We start from the raw sequence: 16,758 nt of genomic DNA on the forward strand, positions 1-16,758 counted from the left end.
CCCCCACTGGAAAGGTTACCCGGAAAACCACAGCAACCTGCCCCAATTTCCTGGACGGCAATGGAATTCCGTGCTCGCTCACGCTCAAGTAGAACTCTGTCGGTCGGTGCACCTACGCGATTGCACAGCCTTGGCACCTGCCAACACGTCGGTCAGGCGGCACATCTGGCAAGGGGTGTCGGAAACGCATGCAATCCAGGCCACTTCGAAAGGTGACCAGCGTAGGCCGACCGTGCTGCGGGAGCGGGTACGTGAGCTGCGGGCCGACTACAGTACCTACCTGCGGCTCCCGTCCAAGCCGGAGCACGAGGCCAAGCCCGCTCATCCCGTGCGATGTATGGTTCCCGCCGGCGGAGATCCCCGCTCGGCTTCGGGCAGGTGGGCACCCGGCCGGCCGGGGAACACGACCGCCTACTCACCTGGATCACGGCGAGGATGGCAGGCACCTGCACCTTGAGTGGACCGGCCGGACGATCGAGTACCACCGTGCGTAGATCCGCGGGCACCTGGGCTTCCATGAGTGCACCGTCGCGGACACGGACAGCTGACGGCCTGGCTGGCCGAGCACGTCGCATGCAAGAAACGGCGGCCGGAACAGGTGCGGGCGGAGCTGTTGGCCCGCTGTCGTAGTGCATCGAGCCGCCCACCCCAGGGCGGTGCGACCAGATCGCGGCGGCGCTGCGGGCCGCCGAGGAGGCGCTGACGGCGCGGCTTACGGTGGAGAGCGTCGAGCGGATCGTCGTCCTGGGCGCCAGCGCCGACCAGGACGACGACACCGAACCCGGTGACGCCGGTGCTGGTGAGGGCGAGGGCGGCCCACCGGTCCTGGGGAAGATCAAGGAGGCGCCCGGCAACGTCAGCCTGGAGACGATGCCCACCGAGATCGACGAACTGCTGGCGGTCCGGGCGGTCGGCCTGCCGCTGGACCTGTTCGCCGACATCGCGCCCAAGGTGGTGGCCGGGTGGCGGGCACGGGCCGCGGTGGAGTCTCCTTCCCATCTGCGGACGCATCCGCTGCCGTTGCGGGTGACGCTGCTGGCCGCGCTGCTGCACGAGCGGGAGCGGGAGATCACCGACACGCTGGTGGAGCTGCTGATCTCCACGGTGCACCGGGTCGGGGCGCGGGCGGAGAAGAAGGTCACCGAGCAGCTGCTCAACGCGTTCAAGAACCTCAAGCTCGCCGAGGCGTCGATCAGCGAGCCGGAGGGCACGGTCCGTGAGGTGGTCTACCCTGCGGTGTCCGGCGGTGAGCAGACTCTGCGGGAGCTGGTGCACGAGTGCAAGACCCGCGGCCCGGTCTACCGGCGCACGGTGCAGACCACGTTGAAGGCGTCGTACACCAACCACTGCCAGCGCGGGCTGATCAAGCTGCTGAACGTGCTGGAGTTCCGCTCAAACAACCACACCCACCAGCCGGTGATCGAGGCCTTGGCCTTGGCGGCCCGGTACGCGGCGGCGGGCAACACCACGTACTACCCGCTCGGCGAGACGGTGCCGGTCCACAAGGCGATGGGCGGCGACTGGGCGGAGGTCGTGCACAGCTCCTAGGTAGCGGTGGGGGCGTCGAACGGGAAGCCGCCGCCCGGCAAGCGTAGATCCACGCTACATCTTGCCGGGCGGCTTGTGGTCCCGCTAAAGCCAGGGAGACGGGACCTATTCCTGCCTGACAAGCCCCCCCACGGGCTTGCTAGGCAGCTGGTGGTCCCGCCACCTTGGGGGGCGACGGGACCGACTTCAGTATCGCGCAGACTGGCATTCCACCCAGGGGAACGAGCGCAGAGGGGCGGAAAGGCCATCGTCATTGCCCGTTCGAAGCCACGTGTCGGCGTACGAGTTGGAATGGCCCTGGCAAGATTTCCGTGAAGCCAGGGTGTGCCACCGTGCGCCGGTGACGCTCCGTCGCGGGTGGCGGTCGGGTGGGGGTGGAGTGCGGCGTGGTCCGTATCTCGGCACGCACTCGCCAGTTGACGGTGGCCTGTCGGGACTTTGGTTGGGGTTCAGCGCGGTGCACAGCCGCTATACCCGCAAGCTGGCTGATATCGCCGTCGGTGACCGCCCTGTGATGATCGGCCTGTCGGTGCGGTTGCTCTGTGACAGCCCGCGCTGCCGTCGTCGGACGCTCGCCGAGCAGATCGACGGGCTGACGGTGCGCTATCAGCGCCCCAGCCCACTGCTGCAGCACCTGGTGGAGATGGCGGACGTGCTGCTCGCCGGCCGAGGCGGCGCCCGGCTGCTGCAGATCCTGAATGTGTCGCTGTCGCGGACCAGCGTACTGTTCCACTTGATGCGCATGTCGCTGCCGTCGGCAGCGACTCCACGGATGCTGAGCGTGGACGATTTCGCACTGTACGCAGACGTCTGCGGCACGCTGCTGGTGGATGCCGATGCCCGACTGCCGATCGAGCTGTGGGCGAGACGCGACGCCGAGCAGTTGGCTGCCTGGCTGCGCGCGCATCCCGGGGTTGAGGTGGTGTGCCGGTACGGCTCACTGGTCTACCGGCAGGGCATCACCGACGGTGCTCCAGACGCGGTGCAGGTCAGCGACCTCTTCCACCTCTGGCAGGGCTGTCGAATCGGGTAACGGATATCGCCGCCGCCCATCGCAGCTGCCTTTCGGCTGCGGCGCCCGACCCCGAACCAGCCGCTCCGCCCATGGCCACGGCTGCACCGTCCGACCAGGAGGATACGCCCGCCTGTCGCCACGCCAAGCGGGTGCTTGAGGCAGTTCACGTGGTGACCGACACAGGCCGCTCGATCAACGCGGCAACGCGCGAGCTGAGCTTGGACTGGCGCACGGCGCGCAAGTACGCCCAAGCCGCCACCTGGCACGAGTGCGTACGCCGCCTCCGTCCCCGCCGACCGACGAGCCTCGATCCGTGCCTGGAGTACCTGCGGCATTGCTGAGAAGAAGGCGAGCACAGCGCGAAGCTGCTGCACCAGGAGCTGGTCGCCAAGGGCTACCGCGGCCGCTAACGACCTCGTGCACGCTTGGCCGTGGCTCGGCGCCCAGGTGACTCGTTGAGCTGTGCATGTTGGGGGCTGGGGCGCGTGAGTTGATCGTGGCGGAGTACCGGGTCATCGGGTTGTTGCCGGATGTGATTGCTGAACTCATTGCTGAGGTAGGGCCGTTGTGGCATCAGGGTCGGCTCGCTGCTCGGTCACGCCGGCGGGCTGTAGGAGCCGGAGCGAAGCACAAGCTCGTCTTCGTCGACCGGCTGCTGGCCACCCTGGTGAGTCTGCGCCATGGCACCACTCATGATGTGCTGGCCTGCTGGTTCGGTGTGGACCGTTCCACCATCACGCGCGCCATCGGCGAGGTGCGGCCGCTGCTGGCGCAGCGGGGCTGCACGGTCGCGCCGGGCATCCGGCTGTGCACTCCCGCCGAGGTCATCGAGCACCTGGGCGCCGATGGCCGGACTGGGATCATCGACGGCACGGAGATCGGTGTGCGACGTCCGGCCGCAGGCCGCAAGGACCGGGACAGGTTCGTCTCCGGCAAGACCAAGCAGAACGCCGTGAAGTCCATGGTCCTCACGGACGCCGAGGGCTTCTGGCTGACGGTCCGTTCATGGAGATCCTCGCGGATGCCGGCTATCAAGGCATGGGCGCCCAGACCGGCGGACGGGTGGTGACACCGCCCCACCGCAAGTTCAAGAAGAACGCTCCCGACTGGTACGAGGAACGGCACGAACTCCAGCCCAAGGCACACTCCTCACGGCGCATCCGCATCGAGCACGGCATCGCACACCTGAAGAACTGGCGGGCACTTGCCCGCCACCACGGCCGCCGCGAGCACATGAGTGACATCGTCCAAGCCGTCGCCGTACTGCCATCACACCAACAGACAGCCACACTCCACCGCGGCCGTCGAGCGTGAACACCGCCAGCACCGCACACCTCGACGAGCCACGGCCAACCGTGCACAAGGTCGTTAGGGCTCGCAGAGAATCAACATGCTGATTTGGTCTCTGTGGGGCTGCTGTTCGCGAGGAACGCGGTGACGTCAGCGGGCGTGCGGAACCTGGCTGTCGAGGGTGGAATGGTGTAGCCGTGCTCGGCCAGGAGGGGCTGGATTTGGTGAACGGCCCTGGTGAGGGTGCTGCCGTTGACTCCGAAGAGCTGGGCGAGCAGATCTCGGGTGCCGAGTTTGCGCAGGTAGAGCACGGTGGCCAGGACTCTGTCAGCGGTGGTCAGCTTGTCTTTGGCCCCTGCGCCGCGAGCACGGATGCGCTCCCCGCCTCGTTGCTGGAGCCGCCCTCGCTCACGTAACTCATTGAGCTTCTGGGCAAGTTGGTCGACGAGTTCGTCCAGCGCCGGTTCCGGCATGCCGGTCAGCTCCGGGTCGCGCAGGCATCCAGTGCAGGGCTGCGGGGACGGGATGCTGGCTGGCCGTGGGTTCTTGGCTGCGCTGGTGATGTCGTGAGGTTGAGGGTGGAGGGTGTAGTTCCAGTCGCCGTGGAAACGGTGCCGGTGCATGGGCAAGGCGTCGATGTCGCTGTCGCTGTCGGTGACCTTGATGCCGGTGTCGTAGGTGCTCGGGTCGAGTTCGGCGTGGACTGTCAGCCCAGTGCGGGTGGTGGTCGCCGCGATGCTGTTGACGATGACGTCGTGGCTGGTCAGCGGGCGGCCCCGCCAGTTCATAGAGATGTGGGAGAAGAGCCGGTGCTCGATCTTGTTCCACTTCGAGGTGCCCGGCGGCATGTGGCAGACCGTGATGTCCAAGCCCGTCTCGGCGGCCAGAGCAGCGAGTTCGGTCTTCCAGGCGCGGGTGCGGTAGCCGTTGGACCCGCCTGCGTCCGCAGTGATCAGCAGACGGGTGGCGGCCGGATAGTCGTGCCGGCCTTGGGCCTGCCACCAACGGCGGATGGAGGCGACAGCGAACGCGGCGGTGTCGTGATCAGTGCCGACACTGACCCAGCCGGTGTTCGCGGCGATGTCATAGATCCCGTACGGGATCGCCTTGCCCGGTCCCTGCCGGTCCAGGAAATCGTGCGTCTTGACCAGCACCGGCTCATGGGCCGGCCGCCACTGATGGCCCGCGTTCTTGTAGTCGCCGACGAGCTCCTTCTTCTTCGTGTCCACACTGACCACCGGCTGGCCGGCGCCCATGTGTTCGCAGGCCCGCTCGTTGATGTAGCGGAACTGGGCGTCACGGTCCGGATGCTGCTTGCCCTCGATGGTCTTGGCGCCGGCCTGCAGACTGAAGCCCTCCTCACGCAGCAAGTCCCCGACCGTGTCCGCGCTCACCCTGTGTCCCTGACGGGTGAGCTCGGCCGCGAGGCTTCTGGTCGACTTCACCGTCCAACGCAGCGGCGACATCGGATCGCCCCGCTCGTCAGGCTCCACCAGCGCCAGCAGCGCGGGCCGCAGACCCGCATCAAGGTCCACGGCCCTCTTTCGGCCACCACCGGGCCTGCGGACCCGACCCATTGGCTCCTCGCCGGCCTCCAACTCGTCCACGCCCTTACGGACCGTCGTCTCGCTGACCTGGGCCGCCCGCGCAACCGTCCGGATGCCGCCGTGGCCCAGGATCCGGGCCTCAGCCCCCATCATCAGCCGTCGCTGCCGCTCGTCCAGATGCGGGAACAACACCGCAAACTTCACCGCGAGTTGGTGACAGATCGACTCGGAGATGCGCATACCACACCAACGAGCCGGATCAGTGGAAGCAACAGGTTGATTCTCTGCGAGCCCTTAGTCAGGGTCGGCTCCCATCATCACGCCTCACCTGGTGCCACCCCCAAGGTCGCCGAGCATCTCGACGCCGTACAGGCAGAGCTGCTGGCGTTCGCTGCGTCCCCGCCTGAGATCTGGCGGCAGATCTGGCCGAACAGTCCGCAAGAGCGGCTGAAAAGGAGTTCCGCAGACGCACCGATGCGGTCGGCGTCTTCCCCGACCGCACCCTCATCCGTCTGGTTGGCGTGGTCCTGGCCAAGCAGAGCGACGCGGACCGCGGCCCGCCGCTGCGGGCCGCGAACTCCACGCCAAAACCCGCACCCACCCGATCGAGCCAGAGACCGACGAGCCCGCCCTGCCCACCGAACTCACCGCCTAGCCTGAAAACGAGATCACCGAGCGGCCGTCGATACACCACTCCCACGGACGGCCGTCGAGAGCAGCGCTGGGTACTTTTGTGCATAGCGGCAGGGACTTTTCCGCAGATGGCCTTGCGGGCTGGGCTGGCGTCGCCGTGTAGTGTCAGGCGAATAACCATCAAAGCGACCTGCTCGTCGAAAAATTTGGAAGGAAGCGTACTTCGACCGATAAGATCTTTCGGCCGTGGGCGATTTGTCCGAGTGGGGCAGCGGTAAAGTTGGGGTCACGAGTGCCTTTACGATGACCAAGTGCTTGATGTGCATCAATTGCAGGTATTGACTGAAGTCGCCCGTCTCGGATCGTACAGTGCTGCCGCAAAATCACTCGGTTTCACTCAGCCGGCGATCTCCTACCGTATGCGAGCTTTGGAGCGGGCGGTTGGAGTGCCGCTCGCTGTCAAAGTCGGTCGACGCGCCGAGCTCACATCGGCAGGAATGGAGCTTGCTCGTCGTGCCGAGGAGGTACTAGTTGCGCTGCGTGCGGTAGAGAACTACTTCGAGGGCCTTGCCGCGCATACTGTGGGGAAAGTGAGGGTCGGGGCGATCCAGAGCGTCAGTGCGGCTCTCATTCCCGGAGCAATGGCTAAGGTGCGTGCAGTGTATCCCGACATCGAAGTAGTGCTCAGCCAAGCAGCCTGCCCGGATTCCTACCGGATGGTACGCGCAGGAGAGATTGATCTCGCGCTGATGTGTGACTTGGAGATTGCGGACGGGTCACAACAGATTGTGGTGCCTGACCCCGCAATGATCCGGATTCCCCTGCTTGCCGACCGGAGATGCATTCTTCTCCCTCCTGAGCATCCACTGGCAGGACAGGAGACTATCCTCCTCAAGGATCTCGTAAACGAGCGATGGATCTTGGAAAGTAGGCATTCGCGCTTTCTCGCCAACTGTCAAGAGCTAGGGTTCGATCCCCACGTCATCGCTACTACGGATGATCAAGAGACAATATGGAACCTGGTCGCTAGTGGCGTGGGCGTGGCGATGATGGGCGGTTTGGGCGTCGTAGTGCCACGAAACCCTGACGTTGCAGTCCGCCTTCTCGGCGACTGGCCCCCTCGGCGCGTTTTCGCGCTGTTGTGGCCCGACACGATCAAGGTGCCGGCGGTGGCTGCGTTGATCCGCGCCTTGTGCTCCGAAGCAAAAGCGATCTCTCCAAGGCGAACCACAGCTCCGGAATCAGCTTGGGGTACCGCACCCTGAACGGTCGTAAACCGCCGTGGTTCTCAGCATTGAGGCTGGCGTCAGCTGGCATTGCGACTGTTGTCAGATAAGTCCGCTGCGTATCGCATGCGACACGGCGTGAGTGCGGTTGCGAAATTGATGGCGTTTCATCGCGTTGTAGAGAATGTTCTTGACCGTTCGCTCGGAGTACCGCATCTCTTGCGAGACTTGCTCAAGATCCAAGCCTTCCGATAGTAGCCGTAGAACTTCGATCTCACGGTGTGAGAAGGCCGATGAAGTAAGGCCGCGCGGGGCCAGAACTTCTCGCTGTACCTGCTGCACTTGGTGCATGAGCGTGCCCTGCAGCGAGGGCGGCAAGAAGCCCTCTCCTTCCGCCACCGCTTTAATCATGCGAGTGGCGGTAGCAATCGAGAACTTCGAGCGCCAAAGCACCGCGCGCACACCTGCCTCCACGGCGGCGTGCACGTCAGCATGCCATTTCCTGTCGACGACCAGAACGAAACGGCCCGTATGGGCTGGTGAGAGGCTCTTCAGCAATTCCAATGCAGAGAGGTCGGCATTCTCCACGGCAACAAGGTACACGTCGGGTTGCGCCTCTGTGTTGCAGTCGAGCACGGTGAACTGTGTCGAATCCCTCAAGCAGTTCACCAAGCCAACGTGAGTGAGTACGTCATCGGCGCGAATCCGTATGGTGATCGTCCGTGCGATTGCATCCGCGTGGACGGCAGTCACGCGAGTTGGCTTGTCCGTGGCTCTCTCCATCTGTCATTCCCCTGGTGGATCCAACCTGGAACGGTCGCACCGAGTCCAGGTCAGTGCACTGCGACTGTTCGGACGTGCACAGCTGGTGGCCTGAAGTCAACCTCTATGGCTCAGCACTCAACGCATCGGGCCTTCGCGGCCGACGGCTGCCACAGAGCATGCACATGCCAAGAGATCGAATGCGCGCTCGCGCGTGACTGTGAGCAACGCCCCGGGTGATTCAGCGAGGTGACTCCCGGCGGCCCTCATGCAACCCGGAATGTGCACGCCGCGCCCCAAAGAATCGTCATCGGCTTGGTCTCTGTTCATCGTGCAGGTGTATGTGCGTCGCGAGATACGAGTGATTCTGGGCATGGTGGAGCGTTTCGTCCAATCAGAACTTCAATCAAGTTGAATAAATAGAGTTAATCGTTAATCTGTTCGAGTAAATGTTGTTGGCAACGGGCACGTTGCCGAATCTGGGATTTTCCAAGCGCATCGGCAAGTACGCAGTGACGAGGGATGGGGCGTGTCCGCGTTCTGTCACCTGCGATGCCCGATTAGTGACCCACTCCGCCGTCGAATGGTCCGTCGAACTTGATCACTCGGTTCGGTAACTGCCGTACAGGGAGGCGGCCTTCGTCTGAACGTGTGCTCCGACCAAGGACCACACACATCCAGCACGAAGGCCGTGAGGATGAGTCTGCTGCATCACGACGCCCGGCGAGAGCCGTGGCGCAACTGTCATGCTTCCGGGGCGAGTTCTATGCCTGTCTCACTGCTCGTTCGGACGCGTTGTTCGAGCTGGCTGATGCTGTTCTGTGCGGCCACGGGCCGGTGAGGTCGCTGGCCGAGCTGTCGCTGATGAGTGAACACCGCCGCGGCCATGGAGGGCTCTACGCGGCGGTTGCTCGTGGACGCATCGATGCCGGCCGGCTGCGGCGGGCACTGGCCGAAGTACCACTGCCGCGGGCTGCCGACGGCCGGCTGGTCCTGGCCGTCGATGTCACCTGCTGGCTGAGACCCGACGCTCACACCTCACCGGAACGGATCCTCTGCCACACCTACGGCAGAGGCAAGGACCACCACGTCCCCGTCCCCGGCTGGCCCTACTCGATCATCTGCGCGTCGAGCCCGGCCGCAGCTCATGGACCGCACCGCTGGACGCACTGCGGTCTGACGCCCGGCGACGACACCGCCACCGTCACCGCCCGGCAACTGCGCGATCTGCTGCAGCGACTGATCACAGGGGGGCCGTGGCAGGCGGGCGACCCCGACATCCTCAACGTCGCGGACGCCGGATACGACGCACCCCATCTCGGCTTCCTCCTCAAAGACCTGCCGGTCCAGGTGCTGGCCAGGATGCGATCCGACCGCGTTCTGCGCAGAGCCGTCCCACCACGGCTCTGCGGGAGCCGGTCGAGGCGGTGCTGGCGGACTTCCTGGACCGCCGCGCTGAAGAGGCTGCGCAATGCGGGCACCCCGTCGAAGCCACTGAGGTGCTGCGCGGGTTGCTGTGCGCGGGTGTCAAGCGCATCCGGCCGGCGCTGTGCGCACTGGGATGGGCGTGCGCGGGCCGCGCGTCGGTGCCCGCGCCGGTGGTGCGGGTAGATGCGGCGCTGGAGACGTTCCACACCTTCGCCCTGATCCACGACGACGTCATGGACGGCAGCAGTGCCCGTCGCGGCCGGCCGACGGCGCACCGGGTCCTGGCCGCCCGGCACGCCGGACACACGGATGCGGACCGGCTGGGTACCAGCTCGGCCGTCCTCGTCGGTGATGTGGCGCTGGTCTGGTCCGAGCAGCTCGTGCGAGCGGCCGGGTTGACCGCGTCGCAGTTGGCCGGGGTGTTCCCGGTGCTGGATGTGATGCGCACGGAGCTCATGTACGGCCAGTATCTGGACCTGCTCGCCACCGGCGAGCCGACCGAGGATGTCGCGCATGCGCTGGCGATTGCCCGTTTCAAGACTGCCAAGTACAGCGTGGAACGTCCCCTGCACCTGGGTGCCGCGCTCGCCGAGGCAGGTCTTGAGCTCCCGGCGGCGCTGAGCTCTTTCGCCCTGCCGGCCGGCGAGGCGTTCCAGCTGCGCGACGACCTGCTCGGGGTGTTCGGCGACCCGGTGCTGACCGGCAAGTCGGCCGCCGAGGATCTGCGGGATGCCAAACACACCGTGCTGGTCGCCCTGGCCCTGCGCGCCGACAGCGGCCGCTACGGAATCCGCTCCCTGTTGTGTAGCCGAGAGAGGGGGACGGGCCGGATCGCCGCGTTGCGGTCGGCTCTTGAGGCATGCGGGGCCCGTGCCGCGGTCGAGGACATGATCGCTGACCGGTGCCGTCAAGCCCTGGACGCCTTGGAGCATCCGCTCATCGACCCGGCGGCGGCCGCCACTTTGCGCGTACTCACCCGGTCCCTGTGGAGCAGAACCGCGTGAACTCCGGCTGCCTCCTGGCACCGTGCCCGGGCTCCGAGCGGTTCCCATCCACAGCCCGCCATCCGCCGCCCCATACCGAGAGGACCGCCTCGCACGGCAGCGCCCGTACCCGCCCCTCTTGCCCCCCGCCTACACACGAAGTAGGAGGCTCCACCTTGAGCGTCCGCAACCAGACCGGCACCACAGTGCCCACCGCACCTGGGCGCATGCGCGGCCTGGGGCACACCGTCCAGCTGTACCGACGCCCGCTGGAGTTCCTTACCTCCCTCACCGCTCTGGGAGACGTAGTCCGCGTGTACCTCGGCCCACTTCCCGCCTACGTGCTCACCGCCGCCGACGTGGTCCGCCAGGTCCTGCACGACAACGGGCAGAACTTCGACAAGGGCCGTCTGTTCGAGCGGTCGCGGCCACTGGTCGGCCAGGGCCTGCTCACCGCTGAACCGCAACTGCACGGACTCCAGCGGCCGATGATCCAACCGGCCTTCCACCGGGCCCGGATCGCCCACTACACCGCCACCATGCGCGCCGCAGCCGAGGAAACCATGGCCGCCTGGCAGCCGGGCCAGACCGTGGCCGTCGACCGGGCCATGACCGACCTGACCCTCAGCGTCATCGCCCGCACCCTCTTCTCCGCCCCGCCCGGCGGCGCCGCCTTCACCGAGGTCCACCAGACCCTGCCGGTCTTCGTCAGCGGAGCCGGCCTGCGCGCCCTGCTCCCCGCCTGGCTGCTGCGTCTGCCTCTGCCCGCCAACCGCCGCTTCACCGATGCCGTCGCCCGCCTGCTCGCCCTCACCGACCAGGTCGAAAGCAGCCACAGAAGCACCCCCAACGGCCCCGATCGCCCTGACGAACCTGAGGACATCCTCACCCTCCTCCTGCAGGCCCGCGACGAGCACGGCCGTCCGATGAGCGCCCAGCAACTGCGCGACGAGGTGCTCACTTTGATCACCGCCGGAACCGAGACCAGCCAGGCCGCCCTCACCTGGGCCCTCTGCCCGACGGTCGAACAGCACCTGCACGAGGAGGTCGACACCGTCCTGGACGGACGCCCCGTCACCTTCACCGACCTCCCGCACCTGCCCCACACCACCCGGATCACCAACGAGGTCCTGCGCCTGTACCCGCCCTGGCTGCTCATGCGCCGCGCCCTGCGCCCGGTCACACTCGGCCCCGCCCGCCTCCCGGCCGGCACCGAGATCATCTACAGCCCCTGCCTGCTCCACCACGACCCGCGCCACGTCCCCGACCCGGACCGCTGGCTGACCGACCGCGCCCGCACCCTGCCCCGCCGCGCCTACATCCCCTTCGGCGCCGGCCCGCGCAAATGCATCGGCGACTCCTTCGCCGCCGCCCAGGCCACCACCGTCCTGGCCACCCTCGCCACCCACTGGACCCTGCGGCCCCACACCAATAGCCCCGTGCCGCCCCGCCCGACCGGCCCGCTCATCCGCCCGCCAGAGCTCCGCATGAGCGTCCTGCCCCGCCACCCGCACCCCACCAGTCCCGCCAGGCGGCTGTGGTCGTCGACGGCGGAGTGGATGTAGTCGAAGCCATGCTGTTGCGGGTGGCGCGGCCGGCCTGGCGGCCCAGGACCTTGTGGCCGCCGCCGTCGGGGATCCGGCCGAGTTTCTTGACGTCCACGTGGACCAGTTCGCCGGGCCGGTCGCGTTCGTAGCGGCGGATGACCTGCCCGGTGGGCCGGTCCAGGAAGGCCAGCCGGTTCAGGCCGTGGCGGACCAGAATGCGATGCGCGGTGGAGGCGGGCAGGCCGAGGACCGGGCCGATGCGGGCCGGGCCGAGTTTGCGGGCCTGCCGCAGTTGGCAGACGCGGGCTTCCACGGTCGCCGCAGTGCGGTGTGGCGTCGTGCGCGGCCTGCTGGAGCGGTCAGCAAGGCCCGGCTCGCCCTCGGATCGCCAGCGGCGGATCCACTTGTGGGCCGTGACGCGGGAGATGCCCATCTCGGCGGCGACATGGGCGACCGGGCGACCTGAGCGGACCTGCGTGTCGAGGTGCTCGACGGCCGCAGCCGAGGAGCTGATTCCGCTGTCGGTGAGTTTCTGCCGGGAGTGCACCAGACAGACGACGTTCCACCACTCAGCGGCCAGCGCAGTGGTGAGGTCGGCCGGGTCGACGAGAGATGGGATCGTGACTGCCGCCTGCCAGGCCGTTCGGCAGGCCTGCCACTCAGTGATGAGGTAGTCGCGCGCCTCGCCTTCAGGCCGATGGCTCAAGCGTCGGCCGGTTGCAGTGGCGTATCCCCGCATCTCCCAGCCAGAATGCTCACCCCAGATTCGGGCTCCGCGGCGGACGCGGGTCGCCGTGCCCCGACGGCCGCGCCAGCTCGGCGCAGCATGAGCAGACGGCGGGCTCGCCGTACGTCCTCGACCGTCAGCCCTGGTGCATAGGCGATGGCCGGCATGAAGCGACTCGACCAATCGTAGTGATGCCCCATCAGTGCCCTCCCCTCCCTGCCCACGCTCAGTGTGACAGAACAGCTGGCCCCGAGGGGCGGCACGCGCTTTCAGAGAGCTCATGGTTCCGTACAAGGCTCCCAGCGCCACGTGTGCCCCTGGCGCTCTCTAGGGCGACACGATGGCGAGCGCGGCGTTGTGCCCGCCGAATGCGGAGGCTCCGACGACAGCACACGTGGAAGCTGACGGCCGGGGTGTCCTTGCGACGATATCCAAGTCGGCTTCTGGGTCGAGATTGTCCAGATTGGCTGTTGGAGGGATTTCGCCCTGTTCCAGGGACATGATCGCGGCGACGGCGGCGAATGCGGCGGCCGCTCCTACTCCGTGGCCCAGTGTCCCTTTGAGCGCGGTGACGGGTGGGCTGTCGTTGAAGACACGGCGCACCGCGGCGGCCTCCGCGAGGTCCCCTTTCCCGGTTGATGTGGCGTGTGCGCTGTAGTGACCGACCTCATGTGGTGATAGTCCCGCGTCTCTGAGGGCCAATTCGATCGCACGCGCCGTCCCGTCGCCGGATGGGTGCGGTGCTACTGGGTGGCGGGCGTCGCAGGTCGCTCCGGTCCCGGCGATGAGCGCCCGTGCTCGCACCCCACGAGCGAGCGCGTCCTGGGGCCGTTCCAGCACCAGCACGCCGGCGCCCTCACCGAGGACAAAGCCGTCCCGATCGGCGTCGAACGGGCGTGATGCGGCTGCGGGTTCAGTGTTGCGACGGGAGAGGGCCCGCAGTTGGTCGAAGCAGGCCACGGTCATCGCACCGAAGGATTCGGCGCCACCGCAGAGGACGATGTCGCAGTCGTCGTCGTTGAGGAGCTTGCGTGCTTGGGCGATGGCCGTGGCACCTGAGGCACAGGCAGTGCCGACGGCGTAGGTGGTCCCCCGGGTGCCCAGGTCGAGGGCGATCTCCGACACCGGACTGCTGGGCAGACTCCGTGGGATCGCATGGGGGGAGATCTTGCTGGCGGAGCCCGCCGCGAGGCGGGCGAACTCGGGTGACCAGCTTTCCATCGAGCTGCTTCCCACACCCATCACCACTCCCACCCGCTGTGCGTCCCATACTGTCGGGTCCAAGGCGGCGTCGCTGATCGCTTCCCTGGCCGCGAGTACCGCGAAGGAGGCGAACCGGTCCAGGCGCCGCGCTGTCGGGCGGCTGTCCAGCCAGGTGGTGGCGTCAAAGTCTGGGACGCGGCAGGAGATACGGACGCGCAGGCCGTCGAGGCGGGTGAGTGCATCGTCGATCGCTGCGGTGGAGAGTCCTCGGCGCAGGGTGTTCCACATGGCCGCGGCGCCGATGCCCCCTGGTGAGACGGCTCCGATGCCGGTGACGGCGACCGGGTCCCGGTGGATGCGGGCTGTCATGCGCTCGCCCTCCGACTGCGGTGTTCAGGTTCCGTGCTGGACAGCTGCGCCCGCCGCATTTCGATCTTCTCCTGTTGCTTCGCTTTCTGGTCGTCGAGCACTGCGAGGAAGGCGGCCAGCTCCTCGCGGGCGCGCTCCCCCTCAGGGCCGACGTCGGTGCGGTGCAGGGCGTCGACGGATCGCAGCAGGGACTTGAGGACGTCGTCGCGGTGGATGCGCAGGTTGTAGATGTCGGCGTAAGCGATGGCCAGGCTCATCCGGTTGAAGCCGGGGATGAGGTGTCCGGGCATGCGGAAGGTGGTGACGGTGTCGGTCAGGGCGCGCATTGTCTGGTCGGGCCAGGCGTCGAAGGACGCTCCGAGCAGGCCCCGGTAGATGACCATGTGCAGGTTCTCGTCGGTCGCGATGCGTGCGAGGAGCCGGTCGCATACAGGATCGCCGGACATGCGGCCGGTGTTGCGGTGGCTGATGCGAGTGGCGAGTTCCTGTAGGGCGACGTAGGCGATGGAGTGCAGGCCGTGGGGCTGGTCGGCGGTGAAGCCTGTGGAGATCAGGCTCATGCGGGTTCGTTCCAGCTGGATGGGGTCGACGGCCCGGGTGGTGTGGAGGTAGGAACGGATGGCGGCGCCGTGCCGGTCCTCTTCTGCCGTCCACCGGTGCACCCATGTCCCCCACGCGCCGTCTCGTCCGAAGAGTGTGGCGATCTCGTGGTGATAGGAGGGCAGGTTGTCCTCGGTGAGAAGGGTCACGATCAGTGAGGCACGGACGGCGGGGGGCAGCGCCGATTGGGTGTCGTCCCAGGCCGCACCTTCGAGGGGGCCGTCGAAGTCGCGGCCTCGGCTCCAGGGCACGTATTGGTGAGGGAACCACTCCTGGGCTCGCATCAGGTGCGCGTGCAGTTGTGTTTCGACGATGGGCTCCAGGTCGTGGAGCCAGCCTCTGGGGGGTGTGGTTCGGGCGTCCGTGCTCATGCTGGCTCCCGGGCGGCGGCGGCGCGTTGCTTGTTGCGGAATGAGGCGAAGGTACATCGTGGTGCCGGGGCCGAGGCGCACGCTGGCGGGTGGGTCGGGCTGGTGCTGGAGGTCCTGGTTCATGTGCCGGTCACCTCACCAGCGGTTCATGAGCGTGTGCGATCACATCGGGTACAGCCGCCGCCGGCGCGTGCTCAGCGCGTGCGGCGTCGCACATGCGGGCCAGGATCGCGGTGACCGCGGCATGCCCGTGTTTGTCCGTCGGCAGACGATGCCCGGCTCCTGGAACGGCGGGTGCATGCGCGCGCGTGGGAGTGCGCGGGCCAGCTGATGCGTCTGGGTGCCGGGGATCATGTCGTCGAGCTCACCGGTGACGATCTCGATGCGGTGGCCGAGAGCGTTGAGCGCGGCGAGGGATGTGCTTGTGTCCAGGGTGCGCATGGAGCGCCAGAACTCAGCGACCGGTGCGGTGGGCGTGTGGTGGATGGCCTCTCGGCACGGTGGCGGAGTGCTGGGATCGGCCTCGTCGCTGGGCTTGAGCGCCCAGAAGTGACTGACCGGGAGATGGCGCCGCACGCGGTCGCTCAGGGACGGCAGCCGACAGGTCGGGTAGGCATACATCGCTCGGGATGCGGCTTTGGCCCAGTCCAGGGGGCGGTTGCCTGGTCTGAAGATCTTGGTACAGGAGGTCGAGATCAGGGCGACGCGCGGGCGGAACTGGGCGATCACCTGAGGCTGGGTGGCGGCCAGGGCCATGATCGACATGCCGCCCAGGCTGTGTCCGGCGAGCACGAGGGGGCCGCCGGTGATCGTGTGAGTGAGGATCTGTCCGAGGTCCGCGGCCAGCCGGCGAATCGTGGTGCGTTCAGTCCCGCCGGTGCTGTTGCCGTGGAACCTCTGGTCGTACCGGATGACTCGCCATCCGAGGGCTGTGAGTTCGCGAGCCTGCCTGCGCCATACGTCGGCGGACATCATGTATCCGTGGGTGACGAGCACGGTGGCGCCGGGGTCGCGGGGGCCGCTCGTATAGACGGCCAGGCGGGCGCCGTCGTCTGCCAGCACGGTGGAGCGTTCCGGTGCGTGCGTCATGTGGGTCCTCAGAGTTGGATGCGAAGCTCGATGTCTTGGGCGGGTTGGCCGGGCGTCGGGCCGCACACCGAGGAGGGCCATGCCGCGCAGGTGCGCGGTGTGGGACAGGACGGGGCCGCCGAGGTGCTCGATGATGGCCAGGACGCGCCAGTTCGTTTCGTAGGTGGTCACTGACAGCGTGTGGAAGCCGATCCCGCGGGCCCGGTCGGCGGCCAGGTCGGCGAGGGCGGTCCCGAGCCCGAGCGACTGGTAGTTCTCGGGCGCCTGGTCCGCGATCAGGATGGCCACATCGCACACGCCCCGTTCGTGTCGTACCGCAGCGATGGAGGTCAACGCGGGCAGTGCCGGCGCTGCACGGGCCGCGCCGACTCGGCTTCCAGGTGCTTGCACTGCCTGCACCAGGTAGAGCCTTCACAACCC

The 16,758-nt window shown here is 67.3% G+C and carries 12 protein-coding genes and 3 pseudogenes; 9 read left to right on the forward strand and 6 right to left on the reverse strand.

Annotated elements, in window-relative coordinates; all coding sequences use genetic code 11:
- Nucleotides 1–717: 717 nt before the first annotated feature.
- The 4 genes from OG254_RS01125 (at nt 718) to OG254_RS01140 (ending at nt 3,877) form a co-directional block, all read left to right on the forward strand.
- Entirely contained in the window at nt 718–1,548 is an 831-nt protein-coding gene (locus OG254_RS01125) for a hypothetical protein (protein WP_405576426.1), read from the forward strand.
- A 457-nt stretch (nt 1,549–2,005) separates the two neighbouring features.
- Nucleotides 2,006–2,581: a hypothetical protein gene (locus tag OG254_RS01130; protein WP_405576428.1), complete on the forward strand. Its 576-nt coding sequence runs from the start codon at nt 2,006–2,008 to the stop codon at nt 2,579–2,581.
- A gap of 547 nt (nt 2,582–3,128) precedes the next feature.
- Nucleotides 3,129–3,632: a transposase family protein gene (locus OG254_RS01135; protein ID WP_405576430.1), complete on the forward strand. Its 504-nt coding sequence runs from the start codon at nt 3,129–3,131 to the stop codon at nt 3,630–3,632.
- Nucleotides 3,602–3,877 (forward strand): transposase, encoded by a 276-nt coding sequence (locus OG254_RS01140; protein WP_405576432.1) that lies wholly within the window; start codon nt 3,602–3,604, stop codon nt 3,875–3,877. The genes OG254_RS01135 and OG254_RS01140 overlap by 31 nt, the downstream gene beginning before the upstream one ends.
- A gap of 71 nt (nt 3,878–3,948) precedes the next feature.
- On the opposite strand, the gene OG254_RS01145 is transcribed toward OG254_RS01140, so the two are convergent.
- Nucleotides 3,949–5,640: an ISAzo13 family transposase gene (locus OG254_RS01145; RefSeq protein ID WP_405576434.1), complete on the reverse strand. Its 1,692-nt coding sequence runs from the start codon at nt 5,638–5,640 to the stop codon at nt 3,949–3,951.
- Nucleotides 5,641–5,739: 99 nt separating this feature from the next.
- Between OG254_RS01145 and OG254_RS01150 the strand changes: the two are divergent.
- Both OG254_RS01150 and OG254_RS01155 read left to right on the forward strand, forming a co-directional pair.
- Nucleotides 5,740–5,945: pseudogene (locus OG254_RS01150) on the forward strand (transposase); the annotation flags it as partial.
- A 399-nt stretch (nt 5,946–6,344) separates the two neighbouring features.
- A complete protein-coding gene (locus OG254_RS01155; protein WP_405576436.1) occupies nt 6,345–7,298 on the forward strand; it encodes a LysR family transcriptional regulator in 954 nt (317 codons plus the stop codon).
- 63 nt (nt 7,299–7,361) lie between these two features.
- Here the strand turns inward: OG254_RS01155 and OG254_RS01160 are convergent, their stop codons facing one another.
- Complete coding sequence (locus OG254_RS01160) at nt 7,362–8,012, reverse strand: LuxR C-terminal-related transcriptional regulator (RefSeq protein WP_405576438.1); 651 nt, start codon at nt 8,010–8,012, stop codon at nt 7,362–7,364.
- Nucleotides 8,013–8,753: 741 nt separating this feature from the next.
- Here OG254_RS01160 and OG254_RS01165 point away from each other — a divergent pair.
- The 3 genes and pseudogenes from OG254_RS01165 to OG254_RS01175 form a co-directional block, all read left to right on the forward strand.
- Nucleotides 8,754–9,365: pseudogene (locus OG254_RS01165) on the forward strand (transposase); the annotation flags it as partial.
- Nucleotides 9,366–9,448: 83 nt separating this feature from the next.
- Complete coding sequence (locus tag OG254_RS01170; protein WP_405576440.1) at nt 9,449–10,453, forward strand: polyprenyl synthetase family protein; 1,005 nt, start codon at nt 9,449–9,451, stop codon at nt 10,451–10,453.
- 206 nt (nt 10,454–10,659) lie between these two features.
- Nucleotides 10,660–11,997, forward strand: coding sequence for a cytochrome P450 (locus OG254_RS01175; RefSeq protein WP_405594779.1), 1,338 nt, complete (start codon nt 10,660–10,662; stop codon nt 11,995–11,997).
- Here OG254_RS01175 and OG254_RS01180 read toward each other — a convergent pair.
- The 4 genes and pseudogenes from OG254_RS01180 to OG254_RS01195 form a co-directional block, all read right to left on the reverse strand.
- Nucleotides 11,958–12,493 (reverse strand): annotated as a pseudogene (locus OG254_RS01180) (helix-turn-helix domain-containing protein); the annotation flags it as partial. The gene OG254_RS01175 and the pseudogene OG254_RS01180 overlap by 40 nt on opposite strands.
- 540 nt (nt 12,494–13,033) lie before the next feature.
- Nucleotides 13,034–14,278 carry a beta-ketoacyl-[acyl-carrier-protein] synthase family protein gene (locus tag OG254_RS01185; protein ID WP_405576442.1) on the reverse strand — a complete coding sequence of 415 codons (1,245 nt, stop codon included), beginning with the start codon at nt 14,276–14,278 and terminating at the stop codon, nt 13,034–13,036.
- The gene (locus OG254_RS01190; protein WP_405576444.1) at nt 14,275–15,249 is read right to left on the reverse strand and encodes an acyl-ACP desaturase; all 975 of its coding nucleotides are present in this window, start codon (nt 15,247–15,249) and stop codon (nt 14,275–14,277) included. The genes OG254_RS01185 and OG254_RS01190 overlap by 4 nt, the downstream gene beginning before the upstream one ends.
- A 162-nt stretch (nt 15,250–15,411) precedes the next feature.
- A complete protein-coding gene (locus OG254_RS01195; RefSeq protein WP_405576446.1) occupies nt 15,412–16,635 on the reverse strand; it encodes an alpha/beta fold hydrolase in 1,224 nt (407 codons plus the stop codon).
- Nucleotides 16,636–16,758: the final 123 nt, after the last annotated feature.

The sequence above is a fragment of the Streptomyces sp. NBC_01092 genome (assembly GCF_045039535.1).
Lineage (GTDB): Bacteria > Actinomycetota > Actinomycetes > Streptomycetales > Streptomycetaceae > Streptomyces.